We start from the raw sequence: 21,136 nt of genomic DNA on the forward strand, positions 1-21,136 counted from the left end.
CCGTCTTAGTCATTGATATGGATCAGGGAAAGGGTGCGTCTTAATTTTGGGTGCGCAAACGGGCCTGGTAGTCGTGATTTTTCCAGTCCGCACGGGCCAGCCATTGGTTTTCAGGCTGCCGCGCGGCAAGGTCGGGGTCGATTTCGACCTCGTCAAAGCCGGACCGGCGGGCCATGGCGTATTGATCGGCAAGCACATGCCCGCGCGCGCGCAGACGGCCCTTGAACCCCGCCCGCCGCAACATCGCCGCCAATGTAAACCCGCGTCCGTCCGCGAAGGACGGGAAATCGATGCGGATCATCGGTGCATTGGCATAGCGCGGCAAGGTCGCGGGGGCGGCGTCTGAAGGGATGTCCACCGCGCAGTCGCAGTTGTTGGCCGCACAATTCGCAGCGTCGCGGAATGCGCCTGTCCAGTCGTCGTTGGCAAAGCCGGTATCGGTGACGATCACGTTCATGCTGCTTTCCCTTCCCGCACCATGCGGCCGTTTTCAAAATGAATCCCGCATTCCGATTTGTCGCTGTCACGCCAGCGGCCCGCGCGTGGGTCTTCGTGGGCACCGACGCGGGTGGTGCAGGGCATGCAGCCGATTGACGGGAACCCGCGCGCGACCAGCGGATGCCGCGGCAGGCCGTGATCGGTGATATAGGTGCGCAGATCCCCGGCCGTCCAGTTGGCCAGCGGATTGACCTTGATCCTGCGCCCTTCTTTTTCGAAAAGCGGCAGTTCCGCCCGTTGCCCGCCCTGATAGCGTTTGCGCCCGGTTATCCAGCCGCCGAACCCTTGCAGGGCGTCTTCGAGTGGCCGGGTTTTACGCAGATCGCAGCAGGCGTCCGTGTCGGCCTGATGCAACAGACCGTCCACGTCTTCTGTCAGAACCGCGTCGCGGTTCGGCGTGCTGACGCGGACGTCGGTCAGGCCCAGCGTTTGCGCAACCCGGCGCTGATAGTCCAGTGTTTCGGGGAACAGCATTTCGGTATCCAGAAAGATCACCGACACGTCCTTGCGGATATGCGCGGCCATATGCAGCAACACGACGCTTTCGGCCCCGAAAGAAGACACAATCGCGATCTTGCCGATTTCCCCATCCGTCAGCGCATGGCGCAGCACAGTCTGGGTGTCGGATTTACGGTGCAGGATGTTGCGGCGCTCGGCCAGTTCCTTAAGCGGCATCTGCTTTGTCCTCGGCTGGGTAGAGAAGGGTTTTGAAAGGGGCCATGCCAAGCCGGCGATAGGCCTGCAGGAAGGTTTCATCGGCATCGTGACGCAGGTCGAGATAACCGGTCACGAGCCGTTCGATGGCTGGCACGATTTGGTCAGCGCTGAACCCCGGTCCGGCGCGTTCGCCGATACTTGTCGTCTGTGTACCGTCGCCGCCCAGCGTGATCTGGTAGTTTTCCACGCCTGCGCGATCCAGACCAAGAATCCCGATATGGCCGACATGGTGATGCCCGCAGGCGTTGATGCAGCCGGATATCTTGATCTTGAGTTGGCCAATGTCGTGCTCGATCTTCAATTCATCAAAGCGGGTCGCGATTTCCTGCGCGATTGGAATCGAACGGGCCGTGGCCAGCGCGCAGTAGTCCATGCCGGGGCAGGCGATGATGTCAGAGGCAAGCCCGATGTTGGCGGTGGCCAGATCGGCGGCGCGCAGGGCGGCATAGACCGCCGGCAGGTCCGACTGATGCACATGCGGCAGGATCACGTTCTGCTCGTGGCTGATCCGCAGTTCGTTGTGCCCAAAGCGTTCGGCGATATCGGCCATGGCGCGCATCTGGTCAGATGTGGCATCGCCGGGCGTTGCCCCGTGTTTCTTGATGCTGATCGACACAATCGCATATCCGTCTGCCTTGTGCGCCGCCAGATTGGTGTCGGTCCACGACCGAAACGCGGGATTGGCAAGGCGTGCGGCCTCGTACCCGTCCGTGGATTTGGTCGCGAAAGCAGGCGGAGCAAAGGCAGTTTCGATTTCGGTCAGCAGGGCCTGATCATGACCGGTAAAACCGGGACGGATCGCGTCAAAGCGGTCTTCGACCAGTTGTTGTATCTTCTCCAGCCCGTTTTCATGGACGGTGATCTTGATCCGCGCCTTGTACTTGTTGTCGCGGCGGCCCAGCAGGTTGTACACGCTGACGATTGCTTCGCAGTAGGCCAGCAAATCAGCCTTGGGCAGGAAGTCGCGCAGGACCTTGCCGACCATTGGCGTCCGGCCAAGGCCACCACCGACGATCACTTCGAAGCCAGGTTCGCCATCGGCATTGCGCACCATGCGCAGGCCAATGTCATGGGCTTTCGTGACTGCGCGATCTTCGGCAGCACCAGTGACGGCGATCTTGAACTTGCGCGGCAGGAACTGGAATTCGGGATGGTCGGTGGACCACTGGCGCAGCAATTCGGCAATCGCGCGCGGGTCTTCGATTTCGTCAGCGGCAGCACCGGCGAAATGGTCGGCTGTCACGTTGCGGATCGTGTTGCCGCTGGTCTGGATCGCGTGCATGCCGACATCGGCCAACGCGTCCAGCATATCCGGCACATCGCGCAGGGCGGGCCAGTTGTACTGGATGTTCTGGCGCGTGGTGAAATGGCCATAGCCCTTGTCCCAGCGGTCGGCGATCATCGCCAGTTGCCGCATCTGGGCGGGGTTCAACGTGCCATAAGGTACGGCGACCCGCAGCATATAGGCGTGCAGTTGCAAATAGAGCCCGTTCATCAGGCGCAGCGGCTTGAATTCATCCTCTGTCAGGGAACCGTCAATACGGCGTTCCACCTGCCCACGAAACTGGGCCACGCGGCTGCGCACAAATGCGTCGTCGAAGTCATTGTATACGTACATTTTAAAGCTCTGCCTGATTGCCGTGCCGATAGTTGGATGGCCCGCGCGTGCGGAAATCCTCTCGGAAGTGGGTAGGTTCAGGGCCTGCGGCACCGGGTTTTGCCTCGGCCAGATAGGCCCCGGCGATTTCGGCCTGCCGTGATCGTGCCTCCAGCAGGCGCAGGTCGGCGTGGGCCTCGTCTGTCATCAGCTCGGCCTTGGCAATGTCGCGGGTCCATGTGTCATCTTCGGTCAGCCAAACGGCGTCGCCTTCGAGCAGGGCATTGGCGGTCACGACCTTGGGGGTGAAAGCGCGGGGCATTACGCGAACTCCTTGCGTTGATTGGCGTAGGCTGCGGCGTCGCGCGGGGCGAGGCCAAGAAATGTGATCGCGGGGCCTGTCAGGTTGGCCTGTGTCATGGTCGGTTCCATGTCGGCCAGCGTGGTGGCGATGATGCGCTGGTCTGCGCGGCTGACGTTTTCGATGATCGTGACGGGCGTGCAGGGATCCGCCCCATGCATCAGCAGACGGCCCTGAATGAAGCGGGCGGATTTCTTGCCCATGTAGATCGCCGCGACCTCGCCTGATTGCGCCAGTGCGCGCCAGTCGTGGTCTGCGTAGCCCTTGGTGTCATGCCCGGTAATCAGCCGCACGGCGGAATTGCGGCCGCGTTTGGTCAGGCTTTGGCCGATGTTGGCCACGGCAGCAGAGGCGGCAGTGATGCCGGGAATGACCTGATAAGAGATGTCAGCGGATTCCAATGCTGCGATCTCTTCGTCCAGCCGCCCGAACACGGTCGGATCACCCGCTTTCAAGCGCACGACATGGTGCCCGTCCTGCGCGTGGGCAACGATCAGCGCGTCGATGTCGGACTGCGCCATGGATGCGCCGAAACCTTCTTTGCCCGCGTCGATGATGATTGCTTCGCGGCGGGCAAGCTCCAGGATTTCTGGCGTGACCAGGCGGTCGTGAATAACCACGTCAGCCTTGTCGAGCGCGTTGCGCGCCTTGAGCGTCAAGAGTTCCGGGTCGCCCGGACCTGCGCCGACAAGGTCGACATGACCGGCCTTTTGAGTGGCCGCAATGTGGGCATCAAGAAGGGTTTCGAGCGTCGGGATCACGCCTGCCGCGCCTTTGTCGCCAAATGCCTTGGGGCCTGCGTTGAAATAGAAGTCGGCCCAGAAATCGCGGCGCCTGCGCCCCATTGGCAGCACCTCGACCGCGTGGCGGAAGGTCTTGCCGATGCGGGCCAGAATGCCAAGCGATTGCGGCAGGCGTGCTTCGATGTCGGCCTTGATCGCACGGGCCAGGACAGGGGCGGCGCCTTCGGTGCCGATGGCCACTGTCACCGGATCGCGGTCGACGATTGCGGGGGTGATGAACTGGCTGTCGTGCAGGTTATCCACGATATTGACCAGCGCACCTTCGGCATGGGCAATGGCCGCGACGCGGGCGTCTTCGGCGGCATCTTCGTTTGCGGCATAGAACAATGCCGCGCAAATCGTATCACCCTTGTCCATTGCGCGGCGGATCACACGCAGCTTGCCTTGCGCGGCCCAGCGTTCGATTTCTGGGGTGATGTCGGCGGCAACGACCGTCAGGCGTGCTTCGGTCTTCATCAGCAGGCGCAGTTTGGCCATGGCAGCATCGCCACCGCCTGAAAGAACGATGCGGCGGCCTGCGACGGCCATGAAGATCGGGAAGTGTTGCATGATGCGCCTCTGATTTCCTGTCTTCAATATAGAACAATGTTCTGCTATTTGCCTCCCCCAGAGGTCAGTTAAGGATGTTTGTTCCAGTTGATCCTGAATTTGGACGGGTTGTCCTGTAAAGGTGGAGAAAAGAGAATGTCAGTGCGGATAGACGCTGTGGATCGGAAAATCTTGGCGGCGCTGCAGGCGGACGCGGCGCAATCGCTGGACGAAATTGCCAAGAGTGTGGGGTCATCCAAGACCCCTGTCTGGAATCGCATTCGCAAGATGCGCGAAGCCGGGATCATCGGCCAGCAAACCGTCTTGCTTGACGCAGAAGCGCTGGGGTTCGAGGCATGCTTCTTTGTCCTGATCCGCACGTCGGAACATGATGCGGAATGGCAGGCGAAGTTTCTGCATGCGTTGAAATCCCGCGCAGAGGTGCAAGAGGCGCACCGCCTTGCGGGGGACATCGATTATATCCTGAAGGTGCGGGTGAAAAATGCGCGGGCCTATGACACGTTTTATCAGGCGCTGATTTCAGAAGTGAAAGTGCACAACGTCACGGCACTTTTGTCGATGGAGGAAATCAAATCGACAGTGGCGCTGCCACTTTAGATCGGGTCAAATGAGGCGTCCCGGTTTGAGGTTCTGACATGATATTCATCACGATCTGGCCGCTGTTCGCGCTGATCTGTCTGGGCTACGTCATGGCGCGCGGCGGCTTTCCGGAACCGGGGTTCTGGCCTGCGGCCGAGAGGGTGAACTATTTCATCCTGTTCCCGGCGCTGCTGGTATCAAGCCTGTCGGACGCGCCAGTACGCGACCCGGCGATCCTGCGGCTGGGGTTGGCGGTGATCGTCACGATTTGCCTTGCCGCAGGGACGCTTGCGGTGGTGCGCCGGCTTACCCCGATGCCAGCAGCGCGCTTTGGTCCCTCTTTGCAGGGGGTCGTGCGGTTCAACACCTATCTGGGTCTTGCGATCACGGCGAGCCTTGGCGGACCTGCGGGGCTGGAACGGGCGGCGGTGTTGTTGGCCGTGGCAGTGCCGCTCGTCAATGTGCTTTCGATCATCGCGCTGACCGATGCCGGGGCCGCGCGGCGTCCTGTGGCGCTGCTGCGCATGGTGCTGCGCAATCCGCTGATTTTGGCGTGCCTTGCCGGGATCGTCATTGCGTTGACCGGGATTGGTTTGCCATTTGGTATCGGACAGTTCTTTGCGTTGCTGGGACAGGGCAGCCTGCCTTTGGGCCTGTTGTGTGTTGGTGCCGCACTGCGGCCGGGGGCGTTGCGGCAGGATATGGGCGCGCTGGCGGGGAATGGTGCGGTTCGCCTGTTGGGAATGCCGCTGCTGGCCGCGGTCATCGGGCGAGCCATGGGGCTGGAAGGGGTCGAGGCGCTGGTACTGGTCGTTTTCTGCGCCATTCCGACGGCACCTACGGCCTATGTGCTGACGCGGCAGTTTGGTGGCGATGGGACCTATATGGCGGGGCTGGTCACGGCGCAGACCATGGCGGCGGTTGTCACGATCCCGCTGGTCTTGCTGGTCATCGGCTACGGCTGACCATCAACCGTTCCAGCCCGTGAAAGTGGTAGACATCGCCATATCGTGGCGGCGCGCTCAACGTCAGATCAAGGCAGCGGCTGAACAATACTTGCAGGGCGATCCGCAATTCCAGCCGGGCCAGTGGCGCGCCAACGCAGAAATGGATCCCGCCGCCAAAGCTGGTGTTCTGCGGGCCCCTGCGCGCCGGATCGAACGTATCCGGCGCGGCATAGGCTGCCGGATCACGGTTCGCGGCCCCTAGCAGGCAGGCGATCTGATCACCGCGTTTGAAGCTGTGACTACCGATCTGCGCATCCTCGTAAACCCAGCGTGTGAACATATGCAGAGGCGGATCAAACCGGATGATTTCCTCAACACAAAGATCTGTAATCGTTGATATATTACGTTCCAGCAGGGTCTTGGTGCCGTTGCCCAGCGTGTGCACTGTGGCCTCGTGCCCGGCATTCAGCAGCAGGATGCAGGTCGTGATCAATTCGTCCGTCGTCAGTTTTTCGCCGTCCTGTCCAGCGGCAATCAGGGTCGAGATCAGATCATCGGTCGGCGTGGCGCGGCGCTTCGAGACATAGCTGCGCATGAACGCCACGAAGTCATTGGTGGCGGCGATGGCTGCGGCTTCGATTTCCGGTGTCCGCCGGGCCTGATACATCGCGACCATCGCGTTGGACCAGCGCAGCAGATCATCGGCGCGGTCTTCGGGCACGCCCAGCAGGCGCGAGATGATGACGACCGGCACCGGCTGTGCATAGGCCGCCAGCAGGTCGAACGGCCCGGACGGGAACCTGTCGATCAGATCGTGACAAAGCCGGGTAATCTCGGGTTCAAGTGCGGCAATCGTGCGGCTGGTAAATGCCCGCAGCACCAAAGACCGCAACCGCGTGTGGCGCGGCGGTTCCAGCTCCAGCATCGAATGGGCTTCGACGTCAAAGAAGGGTTGCAGCGCGGCGGGGGTTGCGGGGACCAGTTCAGGTGGACATTCGCGCCCCATCCGCCGGTCACGCAGCACGGCATGGACCGCCTTGTGACTGACCGCGCAGGCCATTTCATAGTCGGACCACCAAAAGAAATCACCCATTGCCCGCGCACGGTCGTAGAACGGGTAGGGGTCTTGCACAAAGGAGGGATCGGTCGGCGATTGCTGCAATTTTTTCATGGCTTTCGTTTGCCTTGCCTGTCTGGTCAACGCAAGAGGCGCTGGATATGCTGATGCACATGGAGAGATTTTTGCGCCCTCGGCTTTTTGTGATTGCCGCCTTCTTGGCGGCGGTGACAGCCTTTTCTGCGGGCGTGTGGTGGTATGGTTATGTTTCTGCATTGGGGCAGCTGGAACAGCGGGCGCGGTCTGATCTGGCGCTGGCATCGGACCGGTTGACGGGAGAATTGCGCCGGTTTCGCGAATTGGCGGTGCTGACTGCTGATCATCCGCAATTGCAGCCGGTGATGGCCGGGCTGACGCCGGCGGAAATGATCCGACCTGTGCTGCAACGGATTGCGGACAAGACCGGCGCACTGGACATCATGCTGGTGGATGCGCGGGGCAACAGCGTGCTGACAACGGCCGGTGCGCCAAAGATCGATCATGTGGGGCGGCCCTATTTCGAAAGGGCGCTGGATGGTGCATTGGGCTTTTCGCATCTTTATGGCGGGGCTTACCCTGACAGGGCGTTCGCCTTTGCTGCGCCGATTTTTTCAGCCCGGGGGCCGGTCGCGGGGGCGCTGGTTGTTTATGCCGATGTCGAAATCGTGGAAGCCGCCTGGCGCGGTGCGCGACCTGCGGTGTTTTTCACGGATGATCAGGGGGTAATTTTCCTGTCGAACAGGTCCGAACTGTTGCTCCGGTCGCGGCTGGACGGGGCCCGTGATGCAACGTTGGGGGCCATTCCATTCGTACGCTACACCGAAGGAATGGTCAGTGGTTATGAAGTTTGGGATGTGGATGGGGGGCGTTACCTGCCAGCGCGGGCGCTGCATTTGACGCTGGATCTGCCGGTCATCAATCTGGTTGGCGAGGTTTTGGTCGATGTGACACCGGCGCTGCAGCTGGCCAGTTTGCAGGCTGCGGTCGTGGCGGCTGTATGTCTGGCTTTCGGTTTGTTGCTATTCATGGCGACACAACGGCGGCGGACGCTGACGGCCTTGAATCAACGGCTGGAGCGGCGGGTCCGCGACCGCACGGCGGAATTGTCTGCCTTGAATACCGATCTTCGCCGCGAAGTTGCCGAACGCACTGCCGCCGAGGCGCGTCTGCAAAAGGCGCAGGATGATCTGGTGCAAGCGGGCAAACTATCGGCATTGGGCCAGATGTCGGCAGGGATCAGCCATGAATTGAACCAGCCGCTGACTGCGATACGGTCATTTGCCGAAAACGCCCAAGGGTTTCTGGACAGGGGCAAGCCCGACATTGCGGCACAAAACCTTGGCCGTATTTCGGAGCTGGCCCGCCGCATGGGGCGGATTATCCGCAACCTCCGCGCCTTTGCCCGACAAGAGGACGAACCGCCCAAGGATGTCGATATCGTCACCGTGATTGACGCGGTGCTGGAAATCGTTGCCCCCCGGGCCGCACAGGATCAAGTCTTGCTGGAATGGGACCGCCCGGCGGAACCCGTGATCGTGCGCGGCGGCGAGGTGCGCTTGCAGCAGGTGATCCTTAATCTGGTGACAAACGGGATGGATGCCATGGAAGACAGCGCGACAAGGATCGTTCATATCGCGGTCACCCGGAACGGTGCGCGCACCCGTGTCACCGTGCGCGATACCGGTCCGGGCATTGCAGAGCCTGAAAAAATCTTTGATCCTTTCTATTCGACAAAGGCGGTGGGTGCTGCCGAGGGCATGGGGCTGGGCCTGTCGATCTCATACGGGCTGGTCCAGAGTTTTGGTGGTGCAATCCGGGGGCGCAATCACCCCGATGGCGGTGCGGTCTTTACCGTGGAACTCGATAGCGTCCTGCGACAGGCCGCAGCATGACCCGGCTTGTTTTGCTTGTTGATGATGACCGTGACATCCGCGAGGCGCTGGGCCAGACGCTGGAACTGGCAAATCTCGACGCACGGGTGGCGGGGTCTTTTGTCGAGGCCAAGGATCAGCTGAAGGCTGATTTCGCCGGTGTGGTCATCACCGACATCCGGATGCCGGGCCGTGACGGGTTCTATCTGCTGGATTACATGCGCGATCTGGACCCGGAATTGCCGGTAATCCTGCTGACGGGCGAGGCGGATATCCCGATGGCCGTGCGTGCCATGTCGGCAGGTGCCTATGATTTTCTGGAAAAACCCTGTGCGCCGCAGGATTTGGTAGCGGTCGTTGAAAGGGCGCTGAAGGCCCGCGCGCTGGTGTTGGAGAACCGACGTCTCAAGCATGAACTGGAGGTCGGCGATGCCGCTTCGCGGATGTTGTCGGGGCAGTCCAGGTTGGCCGAGGACCTGCGTAATCAGGCACGCGCGGTGGCCCGTGCCGGTACCGAGGCGCTGATTGTCGGCGAACAGGGGTCCGGCACGTCCAAGATAGCCGAAGTGATCCACCTTTTGTCCCCAGCCGCTTCACGCCCCTTTATCAAGCGGGCGGCGGCGTCGCTGGACGCGGCGGGGCTACGGGCGGCCTTTGCCGACGTGCTGGATGGCACGCTTTATATTGATGAAATCACGACGCTGGATCCGGCGGTGCAACTGTTGCTGCTGGACCAGCTGGAAGATCGCGGGGCCGCGCGGGTGCTGGCAGGCACCACGCGCGACATTCAGGCTGCTGTCAGCAGCGGTGATGTGAATGCCGAATTGTTCTATCGGCTGGATCTGATGCGCGTGCGCATTCCGGCCCTGCGCGAACGCCCCGAAGACATCCCGGTGTTGTTCCAGCATTACGTCGCGCAGGCCTGCGAGCAGGCAAACCTGACGCCGCAGCCAATTACGGCCGATCTTACGGCCAGGCTTATGGCTCAGGATTGGCCGGGCAATGCGCGTGCGCTGATGAATGTCGCGATGCGGTTCGCGCTGGGGTTGGATGAAAGCGACAGCAAGGGCGGCGCGGGGTTGGCTGCGCAGATGAACCAGGTGGAACGGTCACTGTTGATCGCGGCACTTCGCCGCCACGCGGGTCGCGCCACACAGGTTGCCCGTGAACTGCAACTGCCGCGCAAGACCTTTTACGACAAATTGAAAAAGCATGGTCTGCGCGCAGAGGATTTTCGAACCTAGGTTCAGTAGGCGCGACATTCTGACACATCTGGTGTCATATGAACTGTGCTAGCTTGTATGCGGTTGTGCACGGTCACCCAGCCATCAAAGTGTCGGGAGCCGCGTTTGGAAGGCCACAGGGGAGGGACGTCCGTGTCAAATGCGCCGATGAGCGAAGAGATATTTGATCGTTCGGAATACGAGCGGACCGGTAAACATCTGCGGTACGTCGAACGGGCGTTACCGAAAGAGTCGGTCTCCGTTCTGGCGCAAGAGGTTGTAAAGCGCCTGGCGTTTCGAATGCCCAAATCCCCTAAATCCAAACACCTTCCGACATCCCTGGAAATTGATGATTTCTGCGCGGCCTTGCGGTCGCCTGATGAAAGTGCGGGCGAAAAGATCGTCCTTGCGGCTCAGCGTGAAGGGGCTGAGACGCGTGATATCTATCTTGGCTATGTAGTGGGTGCGGCCCGCCGCCTGGGCGAGATGTGGGAAGACGACAGCGCGTCGTTCATGGAAGTTACGCTGGCCAGTGGCCGGCTTTACCGGATTATTCGTGGCCTGCGTCACGTGCTGGCATCCGACATCGGAAAAGACCGTGACGAATGCCCCGTGTTCTTTACCTTGGTTCCCAATGAAACGCACACATTGGGCATCGAGATCGTGACTGACATGTTCCGCCGCGAAGGCTGGGACATTGATCTGGCGTTGGACATGTCACATGACGAAGTTGTCGCGCGCAGCGAGAGTCGCAATTACAAGGTTATCCTTTTGGTTGCTAATTCAGACCAGATGCTGGGCACGCTAAGCCGCCTGATCGTTGCACTGCGGATCACGCAACCTTTGGCACATGTCGTCGTTGCCGGTAAAATCCTGACCCACTTTCCAAGGATCGCCGAAATCACCGGCGTCGATGCTGTCATTCACCGGTTGGACAGCGCGGTGCCGACGATCAAAGGCTTGCTGGAAGCCGGGTAGGTGTGTGTGAAAACCCGCACTGACCGGGGTGTTAGATGTGTGGATTTTCGCCCAATATGATGTTTGCGCATCTACAAAGCTAAATAAACGCAAATAAAACCAACAATTTATCCGGATTCTTGCGCATTCCGCGAAAACGCTTGCGGTCGTGCTTGGGCGGCTATCTTTTGGCACCGTCCGCCTGAACAGGGCGACGTTCCATTCTCTAGGGAGGAGATATAATGACCTTTTTGAAAACTGCTGCTGCATTGGCTGCAATCTCGATCACGGCGACGATGGCGCAGGCCGATGCCCACGCCGCTGGCTGCGATGACGGTGAAATCGTTGTCAAGTTCAGCCACGTCACCAACACTGACCGTCACCCCAAGGGGATCGCCGCGTCCCTGCTGATGGAACGGATCAACACCGAGATGGACGGCACCATGTGCATGGAGGTGTTCCCGAACTCGACGCTTTACACCGACGAGCAGGTAATCGAGGCGATGTTGCGCGGCGACGTGCAATTGGCGGCGCCTTCGTTGTCGCTGTTTGAATCCATCACCAAGGCATACCGCCTTTTCGACCTGCCGTTCATGTTCAAGAACGTTGATGCGGTAGACGCCTTTCAAAGCTCGGAAGCGGGTCAGGCGATGAAGGATGCCATGCAGCGTCGTGGTCTTCAGGGCTTGCAGTTCTGGCACAACGGCATGAAGCAGATCAGCGCCAACGTGCCGTTGGAAACGCCATCCGATGCGAACGGCCTGAAATTCCGCGTTCAGCCGTCCGACGTGCTTGTCGCCCAGATGGAAGCGCTGGGCGCATCCCCACAGCCAATGGCATTTTCCGAAGTCTACGGCGCGCTACAGACCGGCGTTGTGGATGGCCAAGAGAACACATGGTCCAATATTTATGGCCAGAAATTCTTTGAGGTGCAGGACGGGATTACCGAAACCAACCACGGGATCATCGACTATCTTGTCGTGGCCTCGGTTGACTGGCTCGATAGCCTGGATGCAGATACCCGCGATCAGTTTCTGACGATCCTTCAGGAAGTGACCGAGACGCGCAATGGCGAATCCAGCCGCGTCAACGCAGAGGCCAAGCAAGCCATTCTGGATGCTGGTGGCACCGTGCGTCAGCTGACACCTGAACAGCGTGCAGTCTGGGTCGAAACGATGAAACCCGTCTGGGAACAGTTCGCTGACGAAGTCGGTCAGGAAAACATCGATGCGGCACAGGCGATCAACGCCGCCATGTAAGCTGAAAGACCGACGGCCCGGGGACTGACCCCGGGCCGTCTTTCTGCAACCCCGGGGAGGGCATGATGAGCAGCAAATACGCACCAAAGGGGCCGGTGGGCCGCGCGGTTCACGGGTTAGAGGAAAACGTGATCGCGATCCTGATTGGCCTGATGACCATGCTGACGTTTGTAAATGTGATCATGCGCTACGGGTTCAACAGTTCGATCATCTGGAGCCTCGAAGTCGTGCTTGTGCTATTTGCATGGCTTGTGTTGTTTGGCGTCTCTTATGGCTTCAAGGTGACTGCCCATCTGGGCGTCGACGCCATTACCAACCTGCTGGCACCGGGACCGCGCAAGGTGGTTGCACTGATTGCCGGCGCTGTGACAATTTTTTACGCGATGCTGTTACTGAAAGGGGCCTGGGATCAATGGGCACCCTTTGCCGATCTGCCACCCACGACCGGCACCTGGTTTCCAACCGGTTTCGATACCGGTGCGCGGGGCCGCAGTTTTTTTGAGACTGACCAGATCCCGATGCCCGAAGCACTGCGGTTTCTGGAGGATTGGATCAATTATGGCGAGCGTTATTCCAAGATGCCCCGCATGATCCCCTATACCATCCTGCCGATTGCCGCCGTCCTGATCCTGTTCCGGGTCTGTCAGGCCGTCTGGCGCATCTGGACCGATGAAGCCGAAAGCCTGATCGTCAGCCACGAAGCCGAAGATGCGGTGAAAGAAGCCGCCAAGCTGAACAAGGAATCATGAGCCAATGGAAGTCGCACTGCTTTTTCTGATGATTATTGGCCTTTTGCTGATCGGTGTGCCGATAGCCGTGGCCCTTGGTGTCAGCTCGATCATTTTTCAGCTGGCTTTTTCCGATACCTCGCTCGCCGCTGTGGCCCAGTCGTTGTATCTGGCGATGGCCGGGCATTACACGCTGCTGGCCATTCCGTTTTTCGTGCTGGCGTCATCGTTCATGTCCACCGGCGGCGTGGCGAAACGGATCATCCGCTTTGCCATTGCCTGTGTGGGCCATTTACAAGGCGGTCTGGCGATCGCGGGCGTGTTCGCCTGCATGATGTTCGCGGCTCTTTCGGGCTCGTCGCCCGCCACTGTGGTCGCGATCGGGTCGATCGTGATCGCGGCCATGACGCAAGTGGGCTACACCAAGGAATTCGCCGCCGGTGTGATCTGTAACGCAGGCACTCTGGGCATCCTGATCCCGCCATCCATCGTTATGGTCGTTTACGCTTCGGCCACGGATGTGTCTGTCGGCAGGATGTTCCTGGCCGGTGTGATCCCCGGTATCATGGCCGGCGTTATGCTGATGGTGACGATTTATGTCATCGCCCGGATCAAGAATATGCCCAAGGGGGATTGGGCCGGCTGGGGCGAGATTTTCGACAGCTTTCGGGATGCTCTTTGGGGCCTGTTGCTGATCGTGATCATCATGGGCGGCATCTATGGCCACCCCTGGATCCGGTTCGAGGAAGGACTGAGCCCGATTTACTGGCAGGGTGGGGCGTTTACCCCAACCGAGGCCGCCGCCGTCGCGGCAGTCTATGCCTTTGTCGTGGCCACGTTCATCTATCGTGACATGGGTCCGCTGGCCGCGCGGGATGCCGACGGCAATCTTTATCAGGGTATGGCGGTAAGCCTGTCCGCCGCCGCCGTGCCGCAGAAATCAAGCCTGCTGCAAAAGCCATGGGCGCTGATCACGGCGTTCTTTCACAAGGACACCCGCGAAACATTGTTCGAGGGTGCAAAACTGACCATCACGCTGATGTTCATCATCGCAAATGCGCTGCTACTCAAGCATGTCCTTACGGACGAGCAGATCCCGCAGCATATCGCGGGTGCGATGCTTGATGCCGGTTTCGGGCCGATCATGTTCCTGGTGATGGTCAACGTCATCTTGTTGATTGGCGGACAGTTCATGGAACCGTCAGGGCTGATCGTGATTGTCGCGCCGCTGGTGTTTCCGATTGCTATTCAGCTTGGGATCGACCCGATCCATCTGGGTATCATCATGGTCGTGAACATGGAAATCGGGATGATCACGCCACCTGTCGGGCTGAACCTGTTTGTCACATCCGGCGTCGCAGGTATGCCGATGATGGCCGTGGTGCGTGCCGCGCTGCCATTTTTGGCCGTGCTTTTCGTGTTCCTGATCATGATCACCTATATCCCGGCCATCTCGACCTGGTTGCCGACTACCTTTATGGGGCCGGAGATTGTGGTCAAATAACAAGGCCGCACAAATTTCGCGAAATTTGTGCGGCAATCCCGTCAGCTTGCCTCAAGTGCGGTGATGATCGGCGAAAAGTCATCGGCGGTCAGGCTGGCCCCTCCGACGAGCGCGCCATCGACGTCAGGCACGGCAAAGATATCAGCCGCATTGCTGGCCTTGACCGATCCGCCATAAAGAATGCGCATCTCGGCAGCATCATCGAAACGGGCCCGCATCCGCGCGCGGATATGGCCGTGAACCTGCCTGATCTGGTCAAGCGTTGGCACCTTGCCGGTGCCGATGGCCCATACCGGTTCATAGGCGATCACGGTGTTATAGGCACCCGCACCATCCGGAACAGACCCCGCAAGCTGGCTGTCGATCACATCCAGCGTCGTTCCCGCCTCGCGTTGGTCGCGCGTTTCGCCGATGCAGATCACCGCAACCAGCCCTGCGGCATGGGCGGCCTGTGATTTCGCCGCGACGATAGCATCGGTTTCGCCATGATCCATGCGCCGTTCAGAATGGCCGGTGATCACATGGCTGGCCCCGGCATCGGCCAGCATCTTCGCGCTGATATCGCCGGTATGCGCACCCGCCATCAACGTGTGGCAATCCTGCCCGCCGATGTCGAACAGCAGATCCTTGCACTGGCTGATCAAGGTGGCCGGAGGGCAGATCAGGATATCAACCGATGCATCGGAGTGCCGCGCGGCGAGTGTTTCAAGCTGGGTCAGATCGGCGCGCAGCCCGTTCATCTTCCAGTTTCCGGCGGCAAGTTTGCGGGGCATGGTGGTTCCTTTGATGCATGTCATTGCCTATGTGGTAGCAAGCAAGGCGCAACAGGGAAAGAGCCTTGCCCATCAGGAGAGGATGACAATGATCCCCAGAGTCGATGCAATGGCCTTGTTGGCTGGCGCACCCGAGGCCCGCGCGGCAGCCCGGCTAGGCGCAACAGAGGTCGGGTTTCTGACCGTCCATAACACACCGATTTCCGCCGACGATGTCAGCCGGGTGATTGATGCCTACCGGGCTTTCTATGCCTTGCCTGCCGCGAAAAAGGCCGCGATCGATATGGCCCGCACCGGGGCGAACCGTGGCTGGGGGGCTGCCGGGTCTGAACGTGTCGATCCCGATGCAAACCCTGACTACAAACAGGTTTTCGATTGCGGCCTGGAATTACCCGAAGATGACCCGCTGCGTGACATGCCGTGCTATGCGCCAAATTTGTGGCCCGACGAACCTGCCGGTTTTGCCGATACCCTGCGGGCCTATTTTGCCGCGACAACTGCGTTTTCGCGGGACTTGCTCTGTAGCATTGCCGATGCTGCGGGCGAGGACGGCGCGTATTTCGCCGATAAATTCGACAAGCCCATGGCGCTGTTGCGGGGCAATTATTATCCGGAACGCCCCGTCTGGGCCGGGGACAAGGATTTCGGGATTGCCACCCACACAGACTATGGCTGCCTGACGCTGCTGGCCACCGACGGGTCGCCGGGCCTGGAGGTGCGCCAGCGTGGTGGTGGCTGGATACCTGTGCAGGCCCCGCAGGGTGAATTCATCATCAATTTCGGCGAAATGCTGGAAATGTGGACCAATCGGCGGATCAGGGCGACACCGCATCGGGTCAAGGGGACAAAGCAGGCGCGTATTTCCGTGCCGCTGTTTTTCAACCCCGACTATGATACTGATGTGTCACCGGCAGGCGCCCCGCCCATCATGGCCGTGGATCATCTGCAAAAACGGTTCGATGAGACATACATCCACATGGGTTCAGGCGTTTGACCCCAGTTTTTCATCAAACTTTATCGATTCACCACAGCCGCAGGCATCGACCACATTTGGGTTGCGGAACTTGAACCCGGATTCCAGCAGTGACGTTTCATAGTCGATTTCGGTGCCGAACAAGAACATCTGCGCCATGGGGGCAATCATCACCCGCGCGCCGTCTTGCTCTACGACTTCGTCAAGGGGATCGACTTCGGTGACATAGTCCATCGTGTATTCCATGCCCGCACAGCCGCCTTTCTTGACGCCAATGCGCAATCCCTGATGCCCGTCCTTGGTCATCAGTTTCGCGATTTGGGCTGCGGCCTTGGGTGTGATCGTCACAGCTTGTTTGCCGGGGATACCGAACATGGGATGCTCCTTGCGTGTCTTCTACACACTTAGGATACTTGCGCCACAATTCCAAGCGGGCAGGACATTATCGGCACAGTTGTGATCTGCACCAAAGACAAAAAGGGGCGCCTGTCGCGCCCCTTTGCCGTGTCATGCGTCCGCTGATGGCGTCAAAGCCCCACGCAGTTCGCATAATATGTGGTTGTCGCCGGCCAATCGCTGAACATGCCCACGATGCCGACATCCTGCGCCAGCACGTCAAGCACTTCGTAGTAGTCGCCATCGTTGTCGATCGCATCGGTCACGGATTGATAATACCAGCCACCGCCGGACGCCAGCGGGCCGGACCGTTCCAGCGTCCATGTGATGATGTTCAGCCCCGCGGCGGTGGCCTCTTGTGCATAGGCGGATGGCACCATGGCGCCGTTTTCCAGCGTCAGCAGCATCCACAGCGGAGGCGCGATATAGTTCACGCCCATATCGGCCAGGTCCTTCATCGTCGGCTTGAAGGTCGCAGGATTATTGGGGTCGATTGCACCTTCGTCTTCGTCAAAAGCTTCGTAGCGGTCATCAAGATAAACCGCCTGCGCGCCAAATTCAGGTTCGTTTTCGATCCAGTACAGCACGTCATCAAGGTTGAACGACTGCGCCCAGACATCCGATGCAGGCACGCCTGCGGCCTTGTATGCGTCGATCATCTTTTGGGCGTAATCGGCCTGGGTAAATCCGTTATAAGGCATCTCCACCGCGGCTGATTTCAGCTCGGGGGTGAATTTCGCACCCAGATCACGGAACAGGGCGATGGATTCGGCGTGGGTCATCAGCGTGGCGTTGCCAGAATACAGGTCTGTGCGGAAATCGGCGGTGCCGCCCAGATAGGCCTCTGGTGTGGTTGCGCTGTTGTCGGCGGCGTCCATCTTGGGCGACAGGGTCTTGAATTCAGCCAGTGTCAGGTCGGATGTGCGGCATTCGGCGCTGGCGGGCGTGTCGCCGCTGGCGGGGCTGAAAGGCGTGGTGCAGTTGTCAGCCAGATCGCTTGCGACGATGTTGGTTGTCGTGTGCAGGTCGTTTTGCGCGTGTCGGCAGACCAGTTCCAGATCTGAAGTAAAGGTCACGTCGCATTCCAGAATACCCGCGCCCATCTGGGCGGCAGCCACATTCGATTCGACCGTGTGTTCGGGGAACATCAGCGGCGCGCCGCGGTGACCGATGGAAAAGCCGGTCCGCGCAGGTGTCTGGGCGGCACAGGATTCCAGCTTGGTTTTCAGGGGGCTGTCATCCATCTGTGCGATCAGATAGGCGGGGCGCGGTCCATAGGACAGATGCGCGTCGGCGATTGCCGTGGTGCCTGCAAGGGCCGCCAGAAGTGTCAGGGAAAGCCGTGTCATGGGATGCTCCATCAAAGATCAATGGATGTCTCATGCCGTGTTCTTGTAACGCGGGGCTGACAGAATGGTAACGCTGGCGCGACAAGACGGATCAGCGCGGGCGGGCGGGGTTTCCGACCACCGTTGCGCCTGCCGCGACATCGCGTGTGACAACGGCGCCTGCACCAATCACGGCATCATCGCCGACGGTGACGCCGGGCAACACCAAGGCGCCGCCGCCGATCCAGACATTTGTCCCGATTTTGACGGGCTTGCCCATCTCAAGTCCTTGCGCCCGCACGGCCGGGTCACGCGGATGGTCTGCGGTCAGGATCTGCGTGCCGGGGCCGATTTGGGTGTCGGTTCCAATGTCGATAGGGCAGACGTCCAGCAGAACACAGCCATAGTTCAGGAACACCCCTGCGCTCAGATGTATATTGCTGCCGTAATCCACGTAAAATGGCGGGCGGATGACGGCGCCTTCGTCGCGACCCAGAAGTTCAGCCAGCAACTTGGCGCGTTCGGCGTCATCGCCATACAAGGTCGCGTTATAATCACGCATCAGTAGCTGTGCACGTTTGCGCGCGGCCACCAGTTCGGGATCGCCGGGGCGGTAAAGTTTACCCGCAATCATCAGGGATTTTTGGTCAGGGACAGGCAAGACGCCTACATGAACCCCAGTTCCAGCCGCGCTTCGTCAGACATCATGTCCATGCCCCATTGCGGCTCGAACGTCATTTCCACATCCACTTGCTTGACGCCGGGCAGGGGTTCGATGGCATCTGCAACCCAGCCGGGCATTTCACCGGCAACGGGACAGCCAGGTGCTGTCAGTGTCATGATCACGTTGACGGCGTTGTCGTCCTTGATGTCGATGGTATAGATCAAACCAAGGTCATAGATATTGACAGGGATTTCAGGATCATAGACAGACCGACAGGCCTGCACGATGTCCTCGTAAAGAGGGTGGTCGGTTGTCGATGGCGCAATCAGCGGCGCGCCTTCAAGGTGGCTGTTGGTATCGGTCATACGCCTGTTCCCTTATTCCTGACCAAACATATAGGATTTGTCCCCGGTGCCGTAAAGCCCCGGCGTCGCATCCGGTCAGTGTGCGTGCTTCATTTCTTTGACCGGAGCGGCGCGCGTAGCTGCACACGGTTTTCGATTTCCGCAAAAAGATCGGCGGCGATGTTGCGCCCTGTCGCCTTTTCAATCCCTTCAAGGCCGGGGGATGAATTGACCTCTAGCACCTTTGGTCCATCCTCCCCGCGCAGCATATCCACTCCGGCAAAGTTCAAATGCAAGGCTTTTGCAGCCCGCAGGGCGGTTTCGCGTTCCTCTTTCGTGATCCGCACCTTGGTGGCCGCGCCGCCCTGATGCAGGTTGGACCTGAATTCGCCTTCGGCGGCCTTGCGTTTGATTGCCCCCACGACTTTGCCGCCGATAACCATGCAGCGGATGTCTTCGCCATTGGCCTCTTTCACGAATTGCTGCACGAGGAAATTGGCTTGCAGGTTGCGAAAGGCGGAAATCACACTGTCGGCGGCTTTCTTGGTTTCGGCCAGCACAACGCCTTTGCCCTGGGTGCTTTCCAGCAGTTTCACGATCAATGGCGCACCACCGACCAGCCCGATCAGGTTGCCGGTGTCCTTGGGTGATGACGCAAAGGCGGTGGCAGGCATCCCGATGCGGTTGCGTGCCAGCACCTGATGCGCGGCCAGCTTGTCGCGCGAGGTGCCGATGCCGTCGCTGGCATTCACGCAATAGGTGCCGATGGTTTCGAACTGCCGCACGACCGCAGTGCCGTAAGACGTGATCGAGGCACCGATGCGCGGGATGACCGCATCGAACCGGGGCAGGCGCTTGCCATCGTAATAGACCGCCGGCGCATTTTTGTTGATCGCCATGTAGCAGCGCGTGGTGTCGATCACCTCGACGACGTGATCGCGCGCGTGGCCTTCTTCGATCAGGCGGCGCGTGGAGTAGTTGTTCTCGCGCGACAGCACGGCAATGCGCAGGCTCCGCTTGGGCACCTTGCGCCGCCGTCCGCGCAGGTAGACGTCATAGTCCAGTTCCGGCTGAAAGAACCTCTCGTTGGGATGCACGCTCACCTCTGGTCCCAGCGCCTGCCGGCCCAGCAACATGCGCGAACTCATCGTGCGGCGATCGGTCAGCGTGACCTCGATCGGCCATGACCGGCCTGCAACCTCGATCCTTGTTTCGATCACATAGCGGTTTTCCACCTCGCCGTTCGAACTGGTCACATCGCGCTGTTCCAGCAAGGGTGCGGAACACGACACCTCGACATCGTCGCGTCCGGCGATGGGGTGCACGCTGAAACGGACCAGCGGTTTGTCGGCGGGTCCAAAGGGTTCGATCTCGAACGCATGCAGCGCGGAGGTGCGCGCGCCGGTGTCCACCTTGGCCTTCAGCGCGGGCAGGCCCAGCATTGGCAGGGACACCCATTCTTCCCAGCCAAATGTCATGTCGTCTGTGCTCTGGTTGTCGTCGTCTTGCATGGTATATATCCAAAGGTTCTGCCATCACGGCTAGAACATGGAGCGCGCGCAGATGACAACCAAAAGATTTTCCTTTTCGCTGAATGCCACCGATGGCAAGGCCCGCACCGGCGTCATCAGCACCCCGCGCGGGGACATCCGCACGCCGGCCTTCATGCCCGTGGGCACCGCAGCCACCGTCAAGGCGATGCTGCCCGAAAGTGTCGCCGCCACGGGGGCGGATATTTTGCTTGGCAACACCTATCACCTGATGCTGCGGCCGACGGCAGAACGCATCGACCGGCTGGGTGGGTTGCACAAGTTTATGAACTGGCACAAGCCGATCCTGACGGACAGCGGCGGGTTTCAGGTGATGTCACTGGCCGATCTGCGCAAACTGACCGAGAAAGGCGTGACCTTCAAATCGCATATCGACGGGTCGAAGCACGAGCTGACACCAGAACGGTCGATGGAGATTC

22 protein-coding genes are annotated in these 21,136 nt (G+C 60.0%); 10 read left to right on the top strand and 12 right to left on the bottom strand.

Annotated features, from left to right (window positions below; genetic code table 11):
* Window positions 1-40: 40 nt before the first annotated feature.
* From ACTG4B_RS10130 to cysG, 5 genes are read right to left on the bottom strand one after another with little or no spacing between them, the layout of a single operon-like run.
* The gene (locus ACTG4B_RS10130; protein WP_439155580.1) at window positions 41-457 is read right to left on the bottom strand and encodes a DUF934 domain-containing protein; all 417 of its coding nucleotides are present in this window, start codon (window positions 455-457) and stop codon (window positions 41-43) included.
* Window positions 454-1,173 (bottom strand): phosphoadenylyl-sulfate reductase, encoded by a 720-nt coding sequence (locus tag ACTG4B_RS10135; protein WP_439155581.1) that lies wholly within the window; start codon window positions 1,171-1,173, stop codon window positions 454-456. The genes ACTG4B_RS10130 and ACTG4B_RS10135 overlap by 4 nt, the downstream gene beginning before the upstream one ends.
* On the bottom strand, window positions 1,163-2,833 hold the full coding sequence (locus ACTG4B_RS10140) for a nitrite/sulfite reductase (RefSeq protein ID WP_439155582.1): 1,671 nt from the start codon (window positions 2,831-2,833) through the stop codon (window positions 1,163-1,165). Before ACTG4B_RS10140 ends, ACTG4B_RS10135 begins: the two co-directional genes overlap by 11 nt.
* 1 nt (window position 2,834) lies before the next feature.
* Window positions 2,835-3,134: a DUF2849 domain-containing protein gene (locus tag ACTG4B_RS10145; RefSeq protein ID WP_439155583.1), complete on the bottom strand. Its 300-nt coding sequence runs from the start codon at window positions 3,132-3,134 to the stop codon at window positions 2,835-2,837.
* Window positions 3,134-4,525, bottom strand: a complete 1,392-nt coding sequence (cysG, locus tag ACTG4B_RS10150) for a siroheme synthase CysG (RefSeq protein WP_439155584.1) — start codon at window positions 4,523-4,525, stop codon at window positions 3,134-3,136. The genes ACTG4B_RS10145 and cysG overlap by 1 nt, the downstream gene beginning before the upstream one ends.
* A gap of 135 nt (window positions 4,526-4,660) precedes the next feature.
* Between cysG and ACTG4B_RS10155 the strand changes: the two genes are divergently transcribed.
* Together ACTG4B_RS10155 and ACTG4B_RS10160 are read left to right on the top strand one after the other, a co-directional pair.
* On the top strand, window positions 4,661-5,122 hold the full coding sequence (locus ACTG4B_RS10155) for an Lrp/AsnC family transcriptional regulator (protein WP_439155585.1): 462 nt from the start codon (window positions 4,661-4,663) through the stop codon (window positions 5,120-5,122).
* A 38-nt stretch (window positions 5,123-5,160) separates the two neighbouring features.
* Window positions 5,161-6,069: an AEC family transporter gene (locus ACTG4B_RS10160; protein WP_439155586.1), complete on the top strand. Its 909-nt coding sequence runs from the start codon at window positions 5,161-5,163 to the stop codon at window positions 6,067-6,069.
* On the opposite strand, the gene ACTG4B_RS10165 is transcribed toward ACTG4B_RS10160, so the two are convergent.
* Window positions 6,053-7,222: a cytochrome P450 gene (locus ACTG4B_RS10165; RefSeq protein WP_439155587.1), complete on the bottom strand. Its 1,170-nt coding sequence runs from the start codon at window positions 7,220-7,222 to the stop codon at window positions 6,053-6,055. The two genes, ACTG4B_RS10160 and ACTG4B_RS10165, sit on opposite strands and share 17 nt — an antisense overlap.
* A gap of 71 nt (window positions 7,223-7,293) precedes the next feature.
* On the opposite strand from ACTG4B_RS10165, the gene ACTG4B_RS10170 reads away from it, so the two are divergent.
* From ACTG4B_RS10170 to ACTG4B_RS10195, 6 genes are all read left to right on the top strand, one after another.
* A complete protein-coding gene (locus tag ACTG4B_RS10170; protein WP_439155588.1) occupies window positions 7,294-9,039 on the top strand; it encodes a sensor histidine kinase in 1,746 nt (581 codons plus the stop codon).
* Complete coding sequence (locus ACTG4B_RS10175; protein WP_439155589.1) at window positions 9,036-10,262, top strand: sigma-54-dependent transcriptional regulator; 1,227 nt, start codon at window positions 9,036-9,038, stop codon at window positions 10,260-10,262. Before ACTG4B_RS10170 ends, ACTG4B_RS10175 begins: the two co-directional genes overlap by 4 nt.
* 132 nt (window positions 10,263-10,394) lie before the next feature.
* Complete coding sequence (locus ACTG4B_RS10180) at window positions 10,395-11,219, top strand: cobalamin B12-binding domain-containing protein (protein ID WP_439155590.1); 825 nt, start codon at window positions 10,395-10,397, stop codon at window positions 11,217-11,219.
* A gap of 221 nt (window positions 11,220-11,440) precedes the next feature.
* The gene (locus ACTG4B_RS10185; RefSeq protein WP_439155591.1) at window positions 11,441-12,457 is read left to right on the top strand and encodes a DctP family TRAP transporter solute-binding subunit; all 1,017 of its coding nucleotides are present in this window, start codon (window positions 11,441-11,443) and stop codon (window positions 12,455-12,457) included.
* 65 nt (window positions 12,458-12,522) lie between these two features.
* Complete coding sequence (locus ACTG4B_RS10190) at window positions 12,523-13,206, top strand: TRAP transporter small permease (RefSeq protein ID WP_439155592.1); 684 nt, start codon at window positions 12,523-12,525, stop codon at window positions 13,204-13,206.
* Window positions 13,207-13,210: 4 nt separating this feature from the next.
* Complete coding sequence (locus tag ACTG4B_RS10195) at window positions 13,211-14,689, top strand: TRAP transporter large permease (RefSeq protein WP_439155593.1); 1,479 nt, start codon at window positions 13,211-13,213, stop codon at window positions 14,687-14,689.
* Between the two features lie 41 nt (window positions 14,690-14,730).
* Here ACTG4B_RS10195 and tpiA read toward each other — a convergent pair whose 3' ends face one another.
* The gene (gene tpiA, locus ACTG4B_RS10200; RefSeq protein WP_439155594.1) at window positions 14,731-15,462 is read right to left on the bottom strand and encodes a triose-phosphate isomerase; all 732 of its coding nucleotides are present in this window, start codon (window positions 15,460-15,462) and stop codon (window positions 14,731-14,733) included.
* An 88-nt stretch (window positions 15,463-15,550) separates the two neighbouring features.
* Between tpiA and ACTG4B_RS10205 the strand changes: the two genes are divergently transcribed.
* Complete coding sequence (locus ACTG4B_RS10205) at window positions 15,551-16,456, top strand: isopenicillin N synthase family dioxygenase (protein WP_439155595.1); 906 nt, start codon at window positions 15,551-15,553, stop codon at window positions 16,454-16,456.
* Here the strand turns inward: ACTG4B_RS10205 and ACTG4B_RS10210 are convergent.
* The 5 genes from ACTG4B_RS10210 to rimK form a co-directional block, all read right to left on the bottom strand.
* A complete protein-coding gene (locus ACTG4B_RS10210; RefSeq protein WP_439155596.1) occupies window positions 16,445-16,810 on the bottom strand; it encodes a HesB/IscA family protein in 366 nt (121 codons plus the stop codon). The two genes, ACTG4B_RS10205 and ACTG4B_RS10210, sit on opposite strands and share 12 nt — an antisense overlap.
* 152 nt (window positions 16,811-16,962) lie before the next feature.
* Window positions 16,963-18,180, bottom strand: a complete 1,218-nt coding sequence (locus ACTG4B_RS10215) for a glycerophosphodiester phosphodiesterase family protein (protein WP_439155597.1) — start codon at window positions 18,178-18,180, stop codon at window positions 16,963-16,965.
* A 91-nt stretch (window positions 18,181-18,271) separates the two neighbouring features.
* Window positions 18,272-18,793, bottom strand: coding sequence for a sugar O-acetyltransferase (locus ACTG4B_RS10220; protein WP_439155598.1), 522 nt, complete (start codon window positions 18,791-18,793; stop codon window positions 18,272-18,274).
* A 32-nt stretch (window positions 18,794-18,825) separates the two neighbouring features.
* Window positions 18,826-19,188, bottom strand: a complete 363-nt coding sequence (locus ACTG4B_RS10225; protein WP_439155599.1) for an SUF system Fe-S cluster assembly protein — start codon at window positions 19,186-19,188, stop codon at window positions 18,826-18,828.
* An 89-nt stretch (window positions 19,189-19,277) separates the two neighbouring features.
* Window positions 19,278-20,678: a 30S ribosomal protein S6--L-glutamate ligase gene (gene rimK, locus ACTG4B_RS10230; protein ID WP_439155600.1), complete on the bottom strand. Its 1,401-nt coding sequence runs from the start codon at window positions 20,676-20,678 to the stop codon at window positions 19,278-19,280.
* 52 nt (window positions 20,679-20,730) lie between these two features.
* Between rimK and ACTG4B_RS10235 the strand changes: the two genes are divergently transcribed.
* The coding region (locus tag ACTG4B_RS10235; RefSeq protein ID WP_439155601.1) for a tRNA-guanine transglycosylase at window positions 20,731-21,136 on the top strand (406 nt) is incomplete at its 3' end.

It is taken from the genome of Yoonia sp. (assembly GCF_965660735.1).
Lineage (GTDB): Bacteria > Pseudomonadota > Alphaproteobacteria > Rhodobacterales > Rhodobacteraceae > Yoonia.

Excerpts from the sequence above, each read along its gene's own strand:
- ACTG4B_RS10195 (WP_439155593.1), top strand. The coding sequence starts at position 13,211 with ATGGAAGTCGCACTGCTTTTTCTGATGATTATTGGCCTTTTGCTGATC.
- cysG (WP_439155584.1), bottom strand. The coding sequence starts at position 4,525 with ATGCAACACTTCCCGATCTTCATGGCCGTCGCAGGCCGCCGCATCGTT.
- ACTG4B_RS10225 (WP_439155599.1), bottom strand. The coding sequence starts at position 19,188 with ATGACCGATACCAACAGCCACCTTGAAGGCGCGCCGCTGATTGCGCCA.
- ACTG4B_RS10185 (WP_439155591.1), top strand. The coding sequence starts at position 11,441 with ATGACCTTTTTGAAAACTGCTGCTGCATTGGCTGCAATCTCGATCACG.
- rimK (WP_439155600.1), bottom strand. The coding sequence starts at position 20,678 with ATGCAAGACGACGACAACCAGAGCACAGACGACATGACATTTGGCTGG.
- ACTG4B_RS10220 (WP_439155598.1), bottom strand. The coding sequence starts at position 18,793 with ATGATTGCGGGTAAACTTTACCGCCCCGGCGATCCCGAACTGGTGGCC.
- ACTG4B_RS10175 (WP_439155589.1), top strand. The coding sequence starts at position 9,036 with ATGACCCGGCTTGTTTTGCTTGTTGATGATGACCGTGACATCCGCGAG.
- ACTG4B_RS10155 (WP_439155585.1), top strand. The coding sequence starts at position 4,661 with ATGTCAGTGCGGATAGACGCTGTGGATCGGAAAATCTTGGCGGCGCTG.
- ACTG4B_RS10215 (WP_439155597.1), bottom strand. The coding sequence starts at position 18,180 with ATGACACGGCTTTCCCTGACACTTCTGGCGGCCCTTGCAGGCACCACG.
- tpiA (WP_439155594.1), bottom strand. The coding sequence starts at position 15,462 with ATGCCCCGCAAACTTGCCGCCGGAAACTGGAAGATGAACGGGCTGCGC.
- ACTG4B_RS10130 (WP_439155580.1), bottom strand. The coding sequence starts at position 457 with ATGAACGTGATCGTCACCGATACCGGCTTTGCCAACGACGACTGGACA.
- ACTG4B_RS10145 (WP_439155583.1), bottom strand. The coding sequence starts at position 3,134 with ATGCCCCGCGCTTTCACCCCCAAGGTCGTGACCGCCAATGCCCTGCTC.
- ACTG4B_RS10140 (WP_439155582.1), bottom strand. The coding sequence starts at position 2,833 with ATGTACGTATACAATGACTTCGACGACGCATTTGTGCGCAGCCGCGTG.
- ACTG4B_RS10190 (WP_439155592.1), top strand. The coding sequence starts at position 12,523 with ATGAGCAGCAAATACGCACCAAAGGGGCCGGTGGGCCGCGCGGTTCAC.
- ACTG4B_RS10210 (WP_439155596.1), bottom strand. The coding sequence starts at position 16,810 with ATGTTCGGTATCCCCGGCAAACAAGCTGTGACGATCACACCCAAGGCC.
- ACTG4B_RS10165 (WP_439155587.1), bottom strand. The coding sequence starts at position 7,222 with ATGAAAAAATTGCAGCAATCGCCGACCGATCCCTCCTTTGTGCAAGAC.
- ACTG4B_RS10135 (WP_439155581.1), bottom strand. The coding sequence starts at position 1,173 with ATGCCGCTTAAGGAACTGGCCGAGCGCCGCAACATCCTGCACCGTAAA.
- ACTG4B_RS10160 (WP_439155586.1), top strand. The coding sequence starts at position 5,161 with ATGATATTCATCACGATCTGGCCGCTGTTCGCGCTGATCTGTCTGGGC.
- ACTG4B_RS10205 (WP_439155595.1), top strand. The coding sequence starts at position 15,551 with ATGATCCCCAGAGTCGATGCAATGGCCTTGTTGGCTGGCGCACCCGAG.